The organism is Pseudomonas sp. 8 R 14, assembly GCF_900005955.1.
GTDB lineage: Bacteria > Pseudomonadota > Gammaproteobacteria > Pseudomonadales > Pseudomonadaceae > Aquipseudomonas > Aquipseudomonas marginalis.
On sequence record NZ_CVTH01000062.1, the window covers coordinates 1 to 17682 of the forward strand.

The 17682-nt window shown below is 62.8% G+C and carries 12 protein-coding genes; 10 read left to right on the forward strand and 2 right to left on the reverse strand.

Annotated features, from left to right (window positions below):
• The first annotated feature begins 123 nt into the window (after nt 1–123).
• The 6 genes from recC to BFQ01_RS15565 are packed head-to-tail and all read left to right on the forward strand — an operon-like array spanning nt 124 to nt 11680.
• Nucleotides 124–3573, forward strand: coding sequence for an exodeoxyribonuclease V subunit gamma (gene recC, locus BFQ01_RS15540; protein ID WP_065925938.1), 3450 nt, complete (start codon nt 124–126; stop codon nt 3571–3573).
• Nucleotides 3570–7244, forward strand: coding sequence for an exodeoxyribonuclease V subunit beta (recB, locus tag BFQ01_RS15545; protein WP_065925939.1), 3675 nt, complete (start codon nt 3570–3572; stop codon nt 7242–7244). The genes recC and recB overlap by 4 nt, the downstream gene beginning before the upstream one ends.
• Nucleotides 7241–9346: an exodeoxyribonuclease V subunit alpha gene (recD, locus tag BFQ01_RS15550; RefSeq protein ID WP_065925940.1), complete on the forward strand. Its 2106-nt coding sequence runs from the start codon at nt 7241–7243 to the stop codon at nt 9344–9346. Before recB ends, recD begins: the two co-directional genes overlap by 4 nt.
• 12 nt (nt 9347–9358) lie before the next feature.
• Nucleotides 9359–9925, forward strand: a complete 567-nt coding sequence (locus BFQ01_RS15555) for a YfiR family protein (RefSeq protein WP_065925941.1) — start codon at nt 9359–9361, stop codon at nt 9923–9925.
• Nucleotides 9922–11184 carry a diguanylate cyclase domain-containing protein gene (locus BFQ01_RS15560; RefSeq protein WP_065925942.1) on the forward strand — a complete coding sequence of 421 codons (1263 nt, stop codon included), beginning with the start codon at nt 9922–9924 and terminating at the stop codon, nt 11182–11184. Before BFQ01_RS15555 ends, BFQ01_RS15560 begins: the two co-directional genes overlap by 4 nt.
• A 4-nt stretch (nt 11185–11188) precedes the next feature.
• Nucleotides 11189–11680 carry an OmpA family protein gene (locus BFQ01_RS15565; RefSeq protein WP_065925943.1) on the forward strand — a complete coding sequence of 164 codons (492 nt, stop codon included), beginning with the start codon at nt 11189–11191 and terminating at the stop codon, nt 11678–11680.
• A gap of 144 nt (nt 11681–11824) precedes the next feature.
• Here BFQ01_RS15565 and BFQ01_RS15570 read toward each other — a convergent pair whose 3' ends face one another.
• Entirely contained in the window at nt 11825–12772 is a 948-nt protein-coding gene (locus BFQ01_RS15570; protein ID WP_065925944.1) for a LysR family transcriptional regulator, read from the reverse strand.
• Between the two features lie 131 nt (nt 12773–12903).
• Between BFQ01_RS15570 and BFQ01_RS15575 the strand changes: the two genes are divergently transcribed.
• A complete protein-coding gene (locus tag BFQ01_RS15575; RefSeq protein WP_065925945.1) occupies nt 12904–14421 on the forward strand; it encodes a CoA-acylating methylmalonate-semialdehyde dehydrogenase in 1518 nt (505 codons plus the stop codon).
• Between the two features lie 14 nt (nt 14422–14435).
• Complete coding sequence (gene mmsB, locus BFQ01_RS15580; RefSeq protein WP_065925946.1) at nt 14436–15323, forward strand: 3-hydroxyisobutyrate dehydrogenase; 888 nt, start codon at nt 14436–14438, stop codon at nt 15321–15323.
• A gap of 179 nt (nt 15324–15502) precedes the next feature.
• On the opposite strand, the gene BFQ01_RS15585 is transcribed toward mmsB, so the two are convergent.
• Nucleotides 15503–15847, reverse strand: a complete 345-nt coding sequence (locus BFQ01_RS15585; protein WP_003230905.1) for a cupin domain-containing protein — start codon at nt 15845–15847, stop codon at nt 15503–15505.
• A 300-nt stretch (nt 15848–16147) separates the two neighbouring features.
• Between BFQ01_RS15585 and kynB the strand changes: the two genes are divergently transcribed.
• Both kynB and kynA read left to right on the forward strand, forming a co-directional pair.
• Nucleotides 16148–16798, forward strand: a complete 651-nt coding sequence (gene kynB / locus BFQ01_RS15590) for an arylformamidase (RefSeq protein ID WP_065925947.1) — start codon at nt 16148–16150, stop codon at nt 16796–16798.
• Nucleotides 16795–17652 (forward strand): tryptophan 2,3-dioxygenase, encoded by an 858-nt coding sequence (gene kynA / locus BFQ01_RS15595; RefSeq protein ID WP_027607676.1) that lies wholly within the window; start codon nt 16795–16797, stop codon nt 17650–17652. The genes kynB and kynA overlap by 4 nt, the downstream gene beginning before the upstream one ends.
• Nucleotides 17653–17682: the final 30 nt, after the last annotated feature.

Below are 17682 nucleotides of genomic sequence, written 5' to 3' on the forward strand. Positions count from 1 at the left end.
CCCCATTTGCGAGAGCAGATGGGGTTTTGTTTTGGGCGGTCGGAAAGTGCGAAGAGGCGCCTCGGGAGGGGCTTCAGTGCTAAAGTCCATGCCCTCGATTTTGCTTTTCCCAAGGAAGCCGTTATGCCGGATGCGACGTCCCTCAGCGCTGGATTCATGGTGGTTCACGGCAACCGCTTGGACGAACTGCGCAGCCTGGTGGTGAGTTGGATGCGCCGTTATCCCCTGGCGCCCCTGGAAAACGAAATCGCCCTGGTACAAAGCAACGGCATTGCCCAGTGGCTCAAACTGGCCTTGGCTGAAGACCCGGAAGACGACGATATGGGAGGCTGCGGAATTGCCGCCGCCATCGATGTACAGCTCCCCGGCAGCTTCATGTGGCAGCTCTATCGCATGGTCCTGGGACGTGACGAAATCCCTCCAAAATCCCTGCTCGATAAAGCCCCGCTCACTTGGCGCCTGATGCGCCTGCTCCCGGAACTCATCGATCAACAGCACTTCGAGCCGTTGCAACGCTTCTTGACCCACGACTCCGACCTGCGCAAACGCTACCAACTGGCGGAACGACTGGCTGACCTGTTCGACCAATACCAGGTCTACCGCGCTGACTGGCTGGAAGACTGGGCCGCTGGCCGTCATCAATTGCGTAACGGTCGAGGCGAATCAAAGCCACTCAGCCCGGCCAACTGCTGGCAAGCCGAGTTATGGCGCGCGCTGCTGTTGGACGTCGGTGAAGAGGGCATGGCCGAAAGCCGCGCCGGCGTGCACCAGCGCTTTATCGAACGTATCAATGCGCTTGAGCAAGCGCCGAAGGGGCTGCCTTCCCGGGTGATTGTCTTCGGGATTTCTTCCTTGCCCGCCCAAGCGCTGGAGGCGCTGGCCGGCCTGGCCCGTTTCAGCCAAGTCCTGCTGTGCGTGCACAACCCGTGTCGCCACCATTGGTCCGACATCGTGGCCGACAAAGACCTGCTGCGTAACGAATACAAGCGCCAGGCGCGCAAAGCCGGCATGCCCGTTACCATCGACCCACAAACCCTGCACCAACATGCTCATCCGCTGTTGGCCGCCTGGGGCAAACAAGGTCGTGATTACATCAGCCTGCTGGACAGTTACGACGATCCCAACAGCTACCGCGCCGCTTTTCGCGATGGTCGAATCGACCTGTTCAGCGACAGCGAGCCCACCACACTGCTCAACCAGCTTCAGGACGATATCCTCGAACTGCGCCCGCTCAATGAGACTCGGGAACAATGGCCGGCTGTCGATCTGGAGCGTGATACATCCATCCGCTTCCACATTGCCCACAGCGCCCAACGCGAAGTGGAGATTCTCCACGACCAATTGCTCCAACGCTTCAGCGCCGACCCCACGCTTCGCCCAAGGGACATCATCGTCATGGTCCCCGACGTCGACAGCTATGCGCCGCATATCCGCGCGGTATTCGGTCAACTGGACAGAATCGATCCCCGCTTCATCCCCTTCACCCTGACCGATCAAGGTCAGCGCGGCCGCGATCCCCTGCTGATCGCCGTTGAACACCTGCTCAAACTCCCTGACAGCCGCTTCCCCGTCAGCGAGATTCTCGACCTGTTGGATGTCCCGGCCTTGCGCGAACGCTTCGCCATCAAGGAGCGCGATCTGCCCACACTGCACCGCTGGATCGAAGGCGCTGGCATCCGTTGGGGGCTCAACGCCGAGCAACGCGCGGGTCTCGGTCTGCCGAGTAAGCTGGAACAAAACAGCTGGCGATTTGGCCTTCGCCGTATGCTTCTAGGCTACGCCGTCGGCACCGGTGCAGCCTGCGAAGGCATTGAGCCCTACGACGAAATCGGCGGGCTTGATGCGGCCTTGATCGGCCCACTGGTCGCTTTGCTTGATGCGCTCAGCGATGCCCATCAAGCGCTGTCACAACCCGCAGCACCCCACGAATGGGGCGAGCGTCTGCAACGCCTGATGCAACTCTTCTTCCTACCCAGCAGCGAGCACGACGACTACCTGTTGGGTCAGCTTGAGCAACTCAGGGAAACCTGGTTGGAAACCTGCGAGTCCGTTGGCCTGCAGGATGAGTTACCGCTTACCGTAGTCCGCGAAGCCTGGCTGGCCGGCCTGGATCAAGGCCGTCTGTCCCAGCGCTTCCTCGCCGGAGCTGTCAATTTTTGCACCCTGATGCCCATGCGCGCCATCCCCTTCAAACTCGTCTGCCTGCTCGGCATGAACGATGGCGACTACCCACGCGCCCAACCACCGCTGGATTTCGACCTGATGGGCAGCGACTACCGGCCCGGCGACCGTTCGCGCCGCGAAGACGACCGTTACCTGCTGCTCGAAGCCCTGCTGTCCGCCCGCGACCAGCTCTATATCAGCTGGGTCGGCCGTAGCATCCGCGATAACAGCGAGCGCCCGGCCTCTGTACTCATCGGCCAACTGCGTGACCATATCGCCAGTGGCTGGCACAACGCACAAGAAACACCGCTACTGGACGCGATGACCCAGGAACACCCGCTCCAACCCTTCAGCGCCCGTTACTTCCACGAAGGTGATGCGCTGTTCAGCTATGCCCGCGAATGGCAGTTACTCCACCAAGCTGTGGATAACGTCCCCAAAGAGGATCAACTGGCGCAGCACCAACAGGAAGAGCCCCTGAGTCTCGGCCAGTTGCAGGACTTCCTGCGCAATCCGGTCAAACACTTCTTCAGCCAGCGTCTGAAAGTGTTCTTCGAAGCCGCCGAAGTACCCTTGGCCGATGAAGAACCCTTCGTGCTTGACGCGCTGCAACGCTACAGCCTGAGCGACAGCCTGTTGAACGCTGCGCTGTCCCAGCCCGAGCACCTCGACCAGGCCCTCAACGCCCAGGCTCTGCGGCTGCAAGGCAGTGGCCTGTTGCCGATGGTTGGTTTCGGCGAGTGCCTGCGCAACGAACTCATTGAGCCCCTGCCCGACTTGTTGCAACGCTACCAGCAGTTGCTGGCGCTCTGGCCAACGCCACACACCGCTGCAGAACCGATCAGTTTCGAGCATCAAGGTATAGCGCTGGAAGGCTGGATCAGCGGCCTGCATCGACGCAGTGATGGCGGATTGCTGAGTGTCACCACCATCCCCAATAGCATCGGCTCGATCAAAACACGCAAATGGCATCGTCTGATTCGTCCTTGGGTCAATCATGTGGTGGCCTGTGCCTGCGGTCTGTCGTTGAGCACGGGGTTGGTGGCCAGCGACGATACGTTGCTACTGGCCCCGCTGGATAAGCCCATCGCCCGGGAAATCCTCGGCAACCTGCTGTTGGCCTGGCACAGCGGCATGAGAGAGCCGCTCCCGGTAGCCGTCAAGACTGCCTTCGCCTGGCTCAGCCAAACCGATCCGGTCAAAGCCCACGCCGCCGCGAGCAAAGCCTATGAAGGTGACGGCCTGACCACCGACGGCGAGCGTCGCGAAACCCCGGCGCTCACCCGACAGTTCCCCGATTACGCCGCCCTGGTCGCCAGCGAAGAGTTCGAAGGCTGGTGCGAAACCTTGTATCGACCGCTCATCAACGCCCCATGGCGATCACTCACAGGCGAGGAGGCCGGCCCATGAGCAGCAAACCCTTGGCCCTGGCCTTCCCGTTGAATGGCAGCCAGCTGATTGAAGCCAGCGCCGGCACCGGCAAAACCTTCACCATCTCCGCCTTGTACCTGCGTCTGGTCCTTGGCCACGGTGACGGTGAGTCCGGTTTTGGCCGTGAACTGCTGCCGCCGCAAATCCTCGTGGTGACCTTTACCGATGCCGCCACCAAAGAGCTGCGCGAACGCATCCGCATTCGTTTGGCCGAAGCTGCACGTTTCTTCCGCGAAGAGATTGAACAGCCCGACGCGCTGATCGCCGACCTGCGTGCGCAATACCTCCCCGAGCAATGGCCCGCCTGTGCCAACCGCCTGGACATCGCCGCCCAGTGGATGGATGAAGCGGCGGTTTCCACGATTCACAGTTGGTGCCAGCGCATGCTGCGCGAACACGCGTTCGACAGCGGCAGCCTGTTCACCCAGACCCTGGAAACCGACCACAGTGACCTGCTCGGCGAAGTGCTGCGCGATTATTGGCGACTGTTCTGCTACCCGATGCACGACGACGTACTCAACTGGGTACGCAACAACTGGGGCGGCCCGGCCGCGTTGATGCCACGCGTGCGCGCACTGTTCGGCAGCGAACGGCCGACGGATGAAACCCGCGAACCCGCCGAGTTGATCAACGCTTGCCTGCAAGAACGCCGTGAAGCGTTGATAAACATCAAGGCTCCCTGGCAACAATGGGCCGCCGAGCTACGCGATATCTGTCTGCAAGCCGTAGCCGCCAAAGCCGTCGACGGCCGCAAGATGCAAGCGCGTTACTTCGAGCCCTGGTTCGAAAAGATCAGCGCCTGGGCCGCTGACGAAACCCTCGAGCAACTGGACATCGGCACCGGCTTCACTCGCCTCACCCCCGACGGCATGGCCGAAGCCTGGAAGGGCGACCCGCCGCAACACCCCGGCATCGACGCCATGGCCGGCCTCAAGGCCGCCCTCGACGCGCTGCCAACCCCCGACGCGGCGGTGTTGCAACACGCTGCCGTTTGGGTGGGCAACCGCTTTGAAGAAGAAAAACGCCGTCGTGCCGAAATGGGCTTTGACGACATGCTGATCCGCCTCAACGCTGCCCTGCGAGCCGATGGCGGCGAGCGTCTGGCCAGTGTGATCCGCGAGCAGTTCCCGGTGGCCCTGATCGACGAGTTCCAGGACACCGACCCAGTGCAGTACAGCATCTTCGACAGCATCTACCGTATCGAAGAGAACCACCTCGACAGCGGCCTGTTCCTGATTGGCGACCCCAAGCAAGCCATCTACGCCTTCCGCGGCGCCGATATCTACACCTATCTGCGTGCGCGCAAATCCACGCTCGGCCGTCATCACACCCTGGGCACCAACTTCCGTTCCAGCCATGCGATGGTCGAGGCAGTGAACCACGTGTTCCAGCGGGCGGAAACCGGCCGCGGCGCGTTCCTGTTCCGGGAGTCGAATGGCGACAACCCGGTGCCGTTCCACCCGGTGCTATCCCAAGGCCGCAAGGAAAAGCTGCAGGTAGACGGCCAAACGTTGCCGGCAATGAACCTGTGGCACCTGCCCACCGACCAGCCGGTTTCCAACGCGGTGTACCGCCAACAACTGGCCGGTGCCTGCGCCACCCGGATTGTCGAATTGCTCAACGGCGGGCAGCAAGGTACGGCCGGTTTCCTGCAGCCGGACGACAGCTTCCAAGGCGTACTGCCGTCGGACATCGCCATCCTCGTGCGCGACGGCAAGGAAGCCCAAGCCGTGCGCGCCGAATTGGCCGCCCGTGGCGTGCGTAGCGTGTACCTATCGGACAAGGACTCCGTCTTCGCCGCCCAGGAAGCCCACGACCTGCTTGCCTGGCTCAAGGCCTGCGCCGAGCCGGACGTCGAGCGGCCGCTGCGGGCCGCCCTGGCTTGCGTCACCTTGAACCTGTCACTGCCGGAACTGGAGCGTCTGAACCAGGACGAACTGGCGTGGGAAAGCCGCGTGATGCAGTTCCGAGGCTACCGCACGATCTGGCGCACCCAAGGCGTGTTGCCGATGCTGCGTCGCCTGCTGCACGACTTCAAACTGCCGCAAACCCTGATCGCCCGCAGCGACGGCGAACGTGTGCTGACCAACCTGTTGCACCTCAGCGAGTTGTTGCAACAAGCCGCGTCGGAACTGGACGGCGAACAGGCGTTGATCCGCCACCTGGCCGAGCACCTGGCGTTGTCCGGCCAGGCCGGCGAAGAGCAAATCCTGCGCCTGGAAAGTGACGAGCAACTGGTCAAGGTGGTGACCATTCACAAATCCAAGGGCCTGGAGTACGACCTGGTCTTCCTGCCTTTCATCTGCTCGGCCAAGCCGGTCGACGGCAGTCGCCTGCCGCTGCATTACCACGATGAACACGGCAAATCCCACGTCAGCCTGCGCCCTACCGCCGAGTTGATCGCCCAGGCCGACGATGAGCGCCTGGCCGAAGACCTGCGTTTGTTCTACGTGGCCCTGACCCGCGCCAAACATGCCTGCTGGCTCGGCGTTGCCGACCTCAAACGTGGCAACAGCAGCAGCTCGGTACTGCACCTGTCGGCGCTGGGTTACTTGCTCGGCGCCGGTGCGTCGTTGAGTGAGTCTGCCGGCCTCGCGCGTTGGCTGCTGGATCTGCAGGACGGCTGCCCGGCCATCCACTACGCCCCTGTGCCCGACGCCCAGGACATCCTGTTCCACCCGCCGCGCAACACCGCCCACTTGCTCGCGCCCTTGTTACCCAAGCGCAAGGCCGCCGAGAACTGGTGGATCGCGTCCTACAGTGCCTTGCGCATTGGCGACAGCATGAGCGTCGCCCACCTTGAAGCGCCCGAAAGCCCGCAGGCGCAAAAGCTTTTCGATGACGAACGTCTCGATCCCGATGCACCGCGTGACGTGGCGGCGTCCGGCGCAGACATTCACCGTTTCCCACGCGGTCCGAACCCCGGCACCTTCCTTCATGGCCTGCTGGAGTGGGCCGGGGAAGAAGGCTTCAACGTGACCTCGCAAGCCATCGAACACGCCGTAGGCGCGCGCTGCAATCGCCGCAACTGGGAAGGCTGGATCGTCACCCTCAGCGATTGGCTGGGCCATCTGCTGCACACGCCGCTGCCGGTGGATAACGACCAGGTCGCCCTGAGCGACCTGCAGCACTACCAGATCGAAATGGAGTTCTGGTTCGCCAGCCATAAAGTCGACGTGCTCGCCCTCGACAAGCTGGTGTGCCAGTACACCCACAACGGTGTGTCCCGCGTCGCCGCCGAACCGGTGCTGCTCAACGGCATGTTCAAGGGTTTTATCGACCTCACCTTCGAACATGACGGCCGTTACTACGTGGCCGACTACAAATCCAACTGGCTCGGCCCTGACGATTCGGCCTACACCCAGGACGCCATGGAACAGTCGATCCTCGAGCACCGCTACGACCTGCAATACGTGCTTTACCTGCTCGCGCTGCATCGTCAACTCAAGGCGCGCCTGCCGGACTACGACTACGACCGTCATGTGGGTGGCGCGCTGTACCTGTTCCTGCGCGGCACTCAGGCCGTCAGCCGAGGGGCGTTTTTCACCCGGCCGCCACGGGAACTGATCGAAAGCCTGGACCTGCTGTTCCAGGGCAAGCCCATCCCGCCCAAGGCTGAGCCTGCCTGGGAACAAGGAGTGTTGTTATGAGCCTGTCGCCGTTACCGCTTGAGGCGTTAGCGCCCTTGAGCCGCGCCGCCGACCTGGTGCACCTGCTGGAGCGTTGGGTTGACAGGGGGTGGCTGCGGGCGTTGGACAAGGCGTTCGTGGGCTTCCTGCACGAGCTCGATCCACACGCCGACCCCTTGGTCCTCCTGGCGGCGGCGCTGACCAGCCATCAACTCGGCCACGGCCATGTGTGCCTGGACCTGTTCGAAACCCTCAACGCGCCGGATTTTGCCCTGTCCCTGCCGCCCGAAGGCGACCTGCAAAGCGGCGCCATGCTGCTGCCGTCGCAATTGCTCGACGGCCTCGACGGCGCCCACTGGTGCCATGCACTGGCCGCCAGCCCGTTGGTCGCCCTGGCGGTGGACGGCAGCGAATCGGCACACAGTCGTCCCCTGGTACTGTCGGGCAAACGCCTGTACCTGCGCCGCTACTGGACTTACGAACGACGTATCGACAGCGCCTTGCGCCTGCGTCTCGCCACCCAGGAAAACGTCGCCGCCGATTTGCCCCAGCGCTTGAATGGCTTGTTTGACCAGCCGGCGCCCGATGGCGTGATCGACTGGCAAAAACTCGCCTGCGCCCTGGCCACCCGCGGTGCATTCAGTATCGTCACCGGCGGCCCCGGCACCGGCAAGACCACCACCGTGGTGCGCCTGCTCGCGCTGTTGCAGGCGCCGGCCGTTGAGTCCGGCAGCCCGCTGCGTATCCGCTTGGCCGCGCCGACCGGTAAGGCCGCCGCGCGTTTGACCGAATCCATCAGCCAGCAAGTGCTGTCGCTGACAGTGGCGCAAAGCGTGAAGGAAAAGATCCCGACCCAGGTCACCACGGTCCACCGCTTGCTGGGCAGTCGCCCGGGCACTCGGCACTTCCGCCATCACCTTGGCAACCCGCTGCCCCTGGATGTGCTGGTGGTGGACGAAGCCTCGATGATCGACCTGGAAATGATGGCTAACCTGCTGGATGCGTTACCGCCCCATGCTCGCCTGGTGTTGTTGGGCGACAAGGACCAGCTTGCCTCGGTAGAGGCCGGCGCCGTACTCGGTGATTTGTGCCGCGACGCCGAAGCTGGTTGGTACAGCCCCCACACCCGCCAATGGCTGCAAACCGTCAGCGGCGAAGACCTCAGCGCCAGTGGCCTGCACGAAGACCTCGATGGCAGCCATCCCTTGGCCCAGCAAGTGGTGATGTTGCGCTACTCACGGCGTTTCGGCGAAGGCAGCGGCATCGGCCAACTGGCGCGCTGGGTCAACCAGCAAAACGCCGAAGAGGCCCGCAAGCTGCTGGCCGCGCGCAGCCACAGCGACTTGTTCTGCGTCAGCCTCAAAGGCGAGCACGACCACGCCCTGGAGCGCCTGGTGCTGGACGGGCAGGGCGACGGCGCCCAGGGTTATCGCTATTACCTCAACCTGCTGCACAGCGCGCGCCCCACCGTCGACACCCCGCGCGATGATCTCGCCTGGACCCACTGGGCCCAGCAACTGCTGCAAGCCTTCGATGCGTTCCAACTGCTCTGCGCCGTGCGCAAGGGGCCTTGGGGGGTGGAGGGACTGAACCTACGCATCACGGCCGCCTTGCGCAAAGTGCGGCTGATCGAGGGGGATGAGCAATGGTACGAAGGCCGTCCGGTGTTGATGACGCGCAACGATTACGGCCTGGGCTTGATGAACGGCGATATCGGCATTGCCCTCAAACTGCCTGAAAGCGACGGCGGCCCCCAGGTGCTGCGGGTGGCTTTCCCACGTAACGATGGCCAGGGTGGCGTGCGCTTTGTCCTGCCCAGCCGTCTCAATGATGTGGAAACCGTGTACGCCATGACCGTGCACAAATCCCAGGGCTCGGAGTTCACCCACACCGGGCTGATCCTGCCGGACGCGCTGAACCCGGTGCTCACCAAAGAGTTGATCTACACCGGCATTACCCGCGCCAAGCGCTGGTTCAGCCTAATCGAACCCCGGGGCGGGGTGTTTGAAGAGGCCGTGCGACGCAAGGTCAAACGCTTGAGTGGGTTGATGCTGGCGTTGGGTCAGGAGTCAGAACTATCTGATGCTGTGCTATCGTTGCGGCATCACCCCGAAAACACCTGAGAGTATCGCTGCATGAACGTGGCCGTCTCGCCCACAGAGCGTAGTTTGAGCTGGAGGCGCCTGCTGCTGGTGGCGGTTCTATGCCTGCTGGCGCCCCGCGTATTTGCCGAGGGCCCAGGCCCGGCGGACCAGCGCGCCCAGGCGGTCACGCAAGTGGTACTCGGTATCCTCAGCTATGCCCGCTGGCCGGTAGAGCCGGAGCAACTGCGCCTGTGCATCGTCGGCCCGACCCAATACACCGACGACCTGATCAAAGGCACCACCCAGGCTACCGGTCGTCCGGTCGTGGTGCGGCGCCTGCTGGTCGACCACCCCGATGTGGTCAACGCCTGCGACGCCGTGTACATCGGCAAACTCAGCAATGACGAACGCAACCGCCTGTTTGCCTCGTTGATCGGCCACCCCGTGCTCAGCATCAGCGAAGGCGGCGACCAGTGCACCGTGGGCAGCCTGTTCTGCCTGCGGGTGGGCGATGAGCAAGTGTCGTTTGAGGTCAACCTCGACTCGGTGGCGCGCAGCGGCGTGCGCATTCATCCCAGCGTGTTGCAACTGTCCCGGCGCCGGGCGCCCGCCACATGAAAGTGGCGAACGTACGACCTACCCTGCGTTCCGTCATCGGCCGAGGGCACATGATCCTGGCGCTGGTGGCGGTGACGCTGGCCAGTGTTTCCCTGACCCTGCTCGGCGTGTTGGCGCTGCGGGTCTACGCCGAACACAACCTGCACCTGATCGCCCGGTCCATCAACTACACCGTGGAAGCGGCCGTGGTGTTCAACGACCGCGGCGCGGCCACCGAAGCCCTCAGCCTGATTGCCTCCACCGAAGAAGTCGCCCAGGCTGACGTGTTCGATAGCAGTGGCCGGCTGTTGGCGCACTGGGAACGTCCGGAAACCGGCATGCTCTCCCGGGTTGAACTGGCGCTGGCGCATACCCTGCTCGAGCAGCCCATCAGCCAACCGATCCTCCACCAGGGGCGCACCATCGGCAGTATTCACCTGACCGGCCACGGCGGTAGCCTGCTGCGCTTCCTGCTCAGCGGCCTGGCGGGGATCCTGATCTGCACCGTCCTCAGTGCCTGGGTCGCCCTGCACTTGGCGCGGCGTCTGTTGCGTGGCATTACGCAGCCGCTGCAAAGCCTCGCCGCCGTGGCCCACGCCGCCCGCAGCGAGCGTGACTTCGACCGCCGCGTGCCGCCGGCCCGCATCGCCGAACTCGACAGCCTGGGCAGCGACTTCAATGCCTTGCTTGGCGAGATGGAAGCCTGGCAAAACCATCTGCAAAGCGAAAACGAAACTCTCGCCCACAAGGCCAACCACGACAGCCTTACCGGTCTGCCCAACCGCGCGTACTTCGAAGGCCGCCTGATTCGCGCGCTGCGCAGCGCCGCCAAAGCCAAGGAGCAGGTGGCCGTGCTGTACCTCGACAGCGACCGGTTCAAAGAGATCAATGACAGCTTCGGCCATGCCGCCGGTGATGCCGTGCTGGTGGCCGTCGCCGAACGGGTGCGTGCGCAATTGCGTGAAGATGACCTGGTAGCGCGCCTGGGCGGTGACGAGTTCGCCATCCTGCTGGCGCCGCTGCACAAGGTGGAAGACGCCCAGCGCATTGCCGAAAAAATCATCGCCAGCATGGACATGCCGATTGCCGTGCCTGGCGACACCCAGGTGTTGACCTCCCTCAGTATTGGTATCGCCATCTACCCCGAACATGGCGTCACACCCGGCACCTTGCTCAATGCCGCCGATGCGGCGATGTACCAGGCCAAGCGTTTGTCCTCGGGTGGCCAGCAAACGGCGGAGTCGGAGAGCCCCGTCGTCAACGTTCAACACAGGAGTTGATCCCTTGTTCTCGACCGCGCGTCTTATGTTTATCACCCTGCTGGTGACACTGCTCGCCCTTGGCGGCTGCCAGACGGCGCCTCCCAAAGGCCTGACCCCGGCGCAAGTCGCCGTCCTCAAGCAACAGGGCTTCGAGCTTACCGATGACGGCTGGGCGTTCGGCCTGTCCGGCAAAGTGCTGTTTGGCAGTGACGTCGAAACCCTTAACCAACCCAGCACCGACATCGTCCAGCGCATCGGCAAGGCCCTGCTGGGTGTAGGCATCGAGCGCGTACGCGTCGATGGCCACACCGACGGCTCGGGCAAGGAAACCTACAACCAGCAACTGTCCCTGCGCCGCGCGAAAAGCGTGGCGACGGTGCTGCAGGGCGTGGGCATGAAAGAGGAAAACATCCAGCTGCGTGGGCTGGGCAGCAGTAAACCGGTGGACACCAACGACACAGCGGAAGGGCGTACCGAGAATCGGCGGGTGTCGATTGTGGTGATCGCGGACTGAGCCGGCAGTCCGATTTCAATCTGAAATCCAATCAAAATGTGGGAGAGGGCTTGCCACCTCCCACATTCGAACGGTGTTCGCTTAGTTGGCCGGAGATTCTCTAGGAGCCTCCTGCCATTTAAGGGGAGTTGTCGTTGCTGGCCTTTAATCCGCAAACCGCATCTCCCGCGTCTCCCCCATCAACAACCCCTGGTTCTGCTCCGTCACTTCCCTGATGTAATCCCACAGCAGAGTAATCCGCTTCAACTTCCTCAGGTCCTCCCGGCAATACATCCAGAACTGCCGGGTAATCGCAATCTGCTCCCCCAGCACCGGCAGCAGCCGTGGATCCTGCGCCGCCAGAAAGCACGGCAAGATCGCCATTGACCGCCCTTGCTGCGCCGCCACGTACTGCGCAATCACGCTGGTACTGCGCAGGCTGGCGCTGGCGCCGGGCACGACGTTGGCCAGGTACAGCAGCTCCGAGCTGAAGGCCAGATCATCCACATAGCTGATAAACGGATGCTCGGCCAAATCTGCCGGTTTGTGGATAGGCGGGTGTTGGTCGAGGTATTCCTGGGTCGCGTACAGCTGCAGTTTGTAGTCGCACAGTTTGCAGCACACGTAGGGCCCGTGTTCCGGGCGTTCCAGGGCGATGACGATGTCGGCTTCGCGCTTGGACAGGCTGATGAAGTGGGGCAGGGGCAGGATGTCGACCGAGATGGCGGGGTAGGTGTCGACGAAGTGGCTCAACTGCGGGGTGACGAAGAAGCTGCCGAAGCCTTCGGTGCAGCCCATGCGCACATGGCCGGACAGCGCCACGCCGGAGCCGGACACTTGCTCGCAGGCCATGTGCAGGGTGCTTTCGATGGACTCGGCGTAGCCCAGCAAACGCTGGCCTTCGGGGGTGAGGACGAAGCCGTTGGTCCGGGATTTTTCGAACAGCAGCGTACCGAGGGACACTTCCAATGAGCTGATGCGCCGCGACACGGTGGTGTAGTCCACCGCCAGGCGCTTGGCGGCGACGCTGGCCTTGCGGGTGCGGGCCACTTCGAGGAAAAACTTCAGGTCATCCCAATTCAGGGAACCCAGTGATGTGATGTTTTTTTGCATATTGGACCGGCTTTTATGTGCGTTCTTATTAGAGATTTGCACATCTATACTCCAAAAACAGTCCGAACGCCTCATTCTTCAAGGCGATTCAAGCGCCTTGTCTCTGCATAAATATAAGAGTTGGAGACCACATGAACGCATCTGCCGATATTTCCGTGCAACAGGTCAAGTTGCTCATCAATGGTGAGTGGGTCGAGTCCAAGACCACCCATTGGCAAGACATTGTCAACCCGGCCACCCAGCAAGTGCTGGCCAAAGTCCCGTTCGCCACGGCCGATGAAGTCAATGCCGCCATCGACGCCGCCCATCAAGCCTTCCAGACCTGGAAGCTGACGCCGATCGGCGCGCGCATGCGCATCATGCTCAAGCTGCAAGCCCTGATCCGCGAACACTCCAAGCGCATCGCGGTGGTCCTCAGCGCCGAGCAGGGCAAGACCATTGCCGATGCCGAGGGCGATATTTTCCGTGGCCTGGAAGTGGTGGAGCACGCCTGCTCCATCGGCACCCTGCAAATGGGCGAGTTCGCCGAGAACGTCGCCGGTGGCGTTGATACCTACACCCTGCGCCAACCCATCGGCGTGTGTGCCGGCATTACCCCGTTCAACTTCCCGGCGATGATTCCGCTGTGGATGTTCCCGATGGCCATCGCCTGCGGCAACACCTTCGTCCTCAAGCCGTCCGAACAAGACCCGCTGTCGACCCTGCTGTTGGTGGAGCTGGCGCTGGAAGCCGGCGTACCGGCGGGTGTGCTCAACGTGGTGCACGGCGGCAAGGACGTGGTGGATGCGCTGTGCACCCATAAAGACATCAAGGCTGTGTCCTTTGTCGGTTCGACTGCCGTCGGCACTCATGTCTACGACCTGGCCGGCAAGCACGGCAAGCGCGTGCAATCGATGATGGGCGCCAAGAACCACGCCGTGGTGCTGCCGGATGCCAACCGCGAGCACACCCTCAATGCCCTCGTCGGTGCCGGTTTCGGCGCGGCGGGCCAGCGTTGCATGGCCACCTCGGTGGTGGTACTGGTGGGCGCGGCCAAGCAATGGCTGCCGGATCTGAAAGCGCTGGCGCAAAAGCTCAAGGTCAACGCCGGCAGCGAAGCCGGCACGGATGTCGGCCCGGTGATCTCCAAGCGCGCCAAGGCCCGTATCCTGGAATTGATCGAAAGCGGCGTGAAAGAAGGCGCCAAGCTCGAGCTGGATGGCCGCGACATCAAGGTGCCGGGCTTCGAGCAAGGCAACTTCGTCGGTCCGACCCTGTTCTCGGGCGTGACCACCGATATGCAGATCTACACCCAGGAAATCTTCGGCCCGGTGCTGGTGGTGCTGGAAGTCGACACCCTCGATCAGGCCATTGCGCTGGTCAACGCCAACCCGTTCGGCAACGGCACCGGCCTGTTCACCCAGAGCGGGGCGGCGGCGCGTAAATTCCAGAGCGAAATCGATGTGGGCCAGGTCGGTATCAACATCCCGATCCCGGTGCCGGTGCCGTTCTTCAGCTTCACCGGTTCCCGTGGCTCCAAGCTCGGCGACCTCGGCCCGTACGGCAAGCAAGTGGTGCAGTTCTACACCCAGACCAAGACCGTCACCAGCCGTTGGTTTGACGACGACACGGTCAACGATGGCGTCAATACCACCATCAACCTGCGCTGATTCGGGAGACGACCATGAAGATTGCATTTATCGGCTTGGGCAACATGGGCGCACCGATGGCCCGCAACCTGATCAAGGCCGGCCATGGGCTGAACCTGTTCGACCTGAACCAGACGGTGCTCAAGGAACTCGCCGAATTGGGCGGCAACATCAGCGACTCGCCGCGTGACGCTGCCCGCGGCGCCGAGCTGGTGATCACCATGCTGCCCGCCGCCGCCCATGTGCGCAGTGTCTGGTTGAATGAAGACGGTGTGCTGGCGGGGATCGGCAACGGCGTGCCCGCGGTGGATTGCAGCACCATCGATCCACAGACCGCGCGCGACGTCGCCGCTGCTGCCGCCAAGCAAGGCGTGGTGATGGCCGACGCACCGGTCTCCGGCGGCACCGGCGGGGCGCAGGCCGGGACCCTGACCTTCATGGTCGGCGCCACCCCGGAACTGTTCGCCACCCTGCAACCGGTGCTGGCACAGATGGGCCGCAACATCGTGCACTGCGGCGATGTGGGCACCGGGCAAATCGCCAAGATCTGCAACAACCTGCTGCTCGGCATCAGCATGGTCGGCGTCAGCGAAGCCATGGCCTTGGGCGACGCGCTGGGCATCGATACCCAGGTGCTGGCCGGGATCATCAACAGCTCCACCGGGCGCTGCTGGAGTTCCGACACCTACAACCCATGGCCGGGCGTGATCGAAACCGCGCCGTCGTCCCGTGGCTATACCGGCGGGTTCGGCGCCGATTTGATGCTCAAGGATTTGGGCCTGGCTACAGAGGCGGCGCGCCAGGCGAAACAGCCGGTGATTCTGGGGGCTGTGGCTCAGCAGTTGTACCAATCGATGAGTCAGCGTGGGGAAGGGGGCCAAGACTTCTCGGCGATTATCAACAGCTACCGCAAGCCCAAATAAGGGCATTCAGGGACGAGCATTGTGGTGAGCGGGCTTGCCCCGCGCTGGGGCGCGAAGCGGCCCTGAAACCAGACGCCGCATTCTTTCTGAGAGAATGCGGCGTTTTTTATTGGGGCTGCTTTGCAGCCCAGCGCGGGGCAAGCCCGCTCACCATAAAAGGCGACTGCACCACAAAAAACTCAAGCAAACACAAAATACTTACGTACCGTCTCGACCACTTCCCACGTTCCCTTCATCCCTGGCTCCACCACAAAGATATCCCCAGCCCGCAAGTGAATCGGTTCCATCCCCTCAGGCGTGATCACGCAGTAGCCTTCCTGGAAATGGCAGTATTCCCATTTCACATATTCGACATACCACTTGCCCGGCGTGCAGATCCAGGTGCCCATGATCTTGCTGCCGTCTTCGCTGGTGTAGGCGTTGAGGTTGACGGTGTGCGGGTCGCCTTCGAGCTTTTCCCATTTGCAGGCATCCAGGACCGGCAGGGGGTGGGTGTCGCGCAGTACGGTGATGGGCTTGGACATGATGACTCCGAGGCAGGGAATGGAAAGATGCACCCTAAGGCCTGGGACGTTGCGCCAGTGGTCTGAACTCGACATCGGGATGCCCAGAAGCGCAGGTGAACACGACTCCTCAAGCCATGTGCAGTCAATGTGGGAGGGGGCTTGCCCCCGATGGCGCCGGGTCAGCCGACACTTTTGAGCGTGAATCAGTCATTTCCTCGCAGTAAGTGCGAAAGAAGTCACTCACGGCGCACGAATTCGCAAGAAAATTCACGTCTGGCCCTCGTATCATTCACCCCAGTAACCGCCGAGAGCCTTCAAATGACCTCAATAAAAACGTGGTGGGATATCAGCCCGCCCTTGAGCACGGCAACCCCGACCTGGCCGGGCGATACGCCGTTCCAGGAAGAGCGTGTGTGGCAGTTCGGCCCGGAGTGCCCGGTGAATGTCGGACGCATCACCCTGTCGCCGCACACCGGCGCCCATGTGGATGCGCCGCTGCATTACAGCGCCGACGGAGCGCCGATTGGCGAGGTGTCGCTGGAGGTGTACATGGGCCCGTGCCGGGTGCTGCATTGCCTGGACAGCGGTGCGCTGGTCCAGCCCCATCAGTTGCAAGGGCGTGTGGATAACCTGCCGGAGCGCGTGCTGCTGCGTACTTATCCACAAGCACCGCTGACCGAATGGGATTCGAACTTCACCGCCATCGCCCCGCAGACCATTGAACTGCTGGCCGGCCTGGGTGTGCGCCTGATCGGTATCGACACGCCCTCCCTGGACCCGCAACAGTCCAAGACCATGGATGCCCACAACGCCGTGGCGCGGCATGGCATGGCGATCCTTGAAGGCATCGTGCTCGACGACGTACCGGAGGGCGACTACGAACTGATCGCCCTGCCGCTGCGTTTCGCCAACCTGGACGCCAGCCCGGTCCGTGCCATTCTCCGCCCGCTCAAGGAGCCCACGCGATGAGCCAATGTCCTTTCTCTGCCGACTACCAGCCACCGGAAGAATGGCATAACGCCGAACTGAATTTTTCCGAGTCCATGAGCTACGGCGACTACCTGGACCTGGGCAAAGTGCTCAGCGCCCAGCACCCGCTGTCGCCGGACCACAACGAAATGCTCTTCATCATCCAGCACCAGACCTCCGAGCTGTGGATGAAGCTGATGCTCCACGAACTCAAGGCCGCCCGCGAACACGTGCGCCTGGGCGAGTTGCCGCCGGCATTCAAGATGCTGGCGCGGGTGTCGCGGATCTTCGATCAACTGGTGCACGCCTGGGCCGTGCTGGCGACCATGACGCCGTCGGAATACAAGGCGATTCGCCCGTTCCTGGGGCAATCGTCCGGGTTCCAGTCGTTCCAGTACCGCGAGATCGAATTTATCCTCGGCAACAAGAGCCCGGCGCTGTTGCGCCCCCACGCCCATCGGCCTGAGTTGTTGCAGGCGTTGCAGGTGGCGATTGCCACGCCGTCGCTGTATGACGAGGCGATCAACCTGATGGTCAAGGCGGGGCTGGCGATTGACCCCAAGCGTGCCGAGCGCGATCCGACGGCGGCGACCGTTCACGATGAGTCGGTGGAGGCGGCGTGGCGCGAGGTGTATCGCGATCCGAGCCGGTATTGGGACTTGTATCAGTTGGCCGAGAAGTTTATCGACCTGGAGGATTCGTTCCGCCAATGGCGCTTCCGGCATGTGACCACAGTGGAGCGGATTATCGGCTTCCAGCCCGGCACCGGCGGCACCGAGGGCGTGGGTTACCTGCGCAAGATGCTCGACACCGTGCTGTTCCCCGAGCTGTGGCGAGTGCGCTCCACGCTGTAAACAAAAAGCCCCGGATCACCGGGGCTTTTC

What these genes read in the sequence shown, in the direction of transcription:
- recC (WP_065925938.1), top strand. Translation starts at nt 124, where the DNA reads ATGCCGGATGCGACGTCCCTCAGCGCTGGATTCATGGTGGTTCACGGC.
- recB (WP_065925939.1), top strand. Translation starts at nt 3,570, where the DNA reads ATGAGCAGCAAACCCTTGGCCCTGGCCTTCCCGTTGAATGGCAGCCAG.
- recD (WP_065925940.1), top strand. Translation starts at nt 7,241, where the DNA reads ATGAGCCTGTCGCCGTTACCGCTTGAGGCGTTAGCGCCCTTGAGCCGC.
- BFQ01_RS15555 (WP_065925941.1), top strand. Translation starts at nt 9,359, where the DNA reads ATGAACGTGGCCGTCTCGCCCACAGAGCGTAGTTTGAGCTGGAGGCGC.
- BFQ01_RS15560 (WP_065925942.1), top strand. Translation starts at nt 9,922, where the DNA reads ATGAAAGTGGCGAACGTACGACCTACCCTGCGTTCCGTCATCGGCCGA.
- BFQ01_RS15570 (WP_065925944.1), bottom strand. Translation starts at nt 12,772, where the DNA reads ATGCAAAAAAACATCACATCACTGGGTTCCCTGAATTGGGATGACCTG.
- BFQ01_RS15575 (WP_065925945.1), top strand. Translation starts at nt 12,904, where the DNA reads ATGAACGCATCTGCCGATATTTCCGTGCAACAGGTCAAGTTGCTCATC.
- mmsB (WP_065925946.1), top strand. Translation starts at nt 14,436, where the DNA reads ATGAAGATTGCATTTATCGGCTTGGGCAACATGGGCGCACCGATGGCC.
- BFQ01_RS15585 (WP_003230905.1), bottom strand. Translation starts at nt 15,847, where the DNA reads ATGTCCAAGCCCATCACCGTACTGCGCGACACCCACCCCCTGCCGGTC.
- kynB (WP_065925947.1), top strand. Translation starts at nt 16,148, where the DNA reads ATGACCTCAATAAAAACGTGGTGGGATATCAGCCCGCCCTTGAGCACG.
- kynA (WP_027607676.1), top strand. Translation starts at nt 16,795, where the DNA reads ATGAGCCAATGTCCTTTCTCTGCCGACTACCAGCCACCGGAAGAATGG.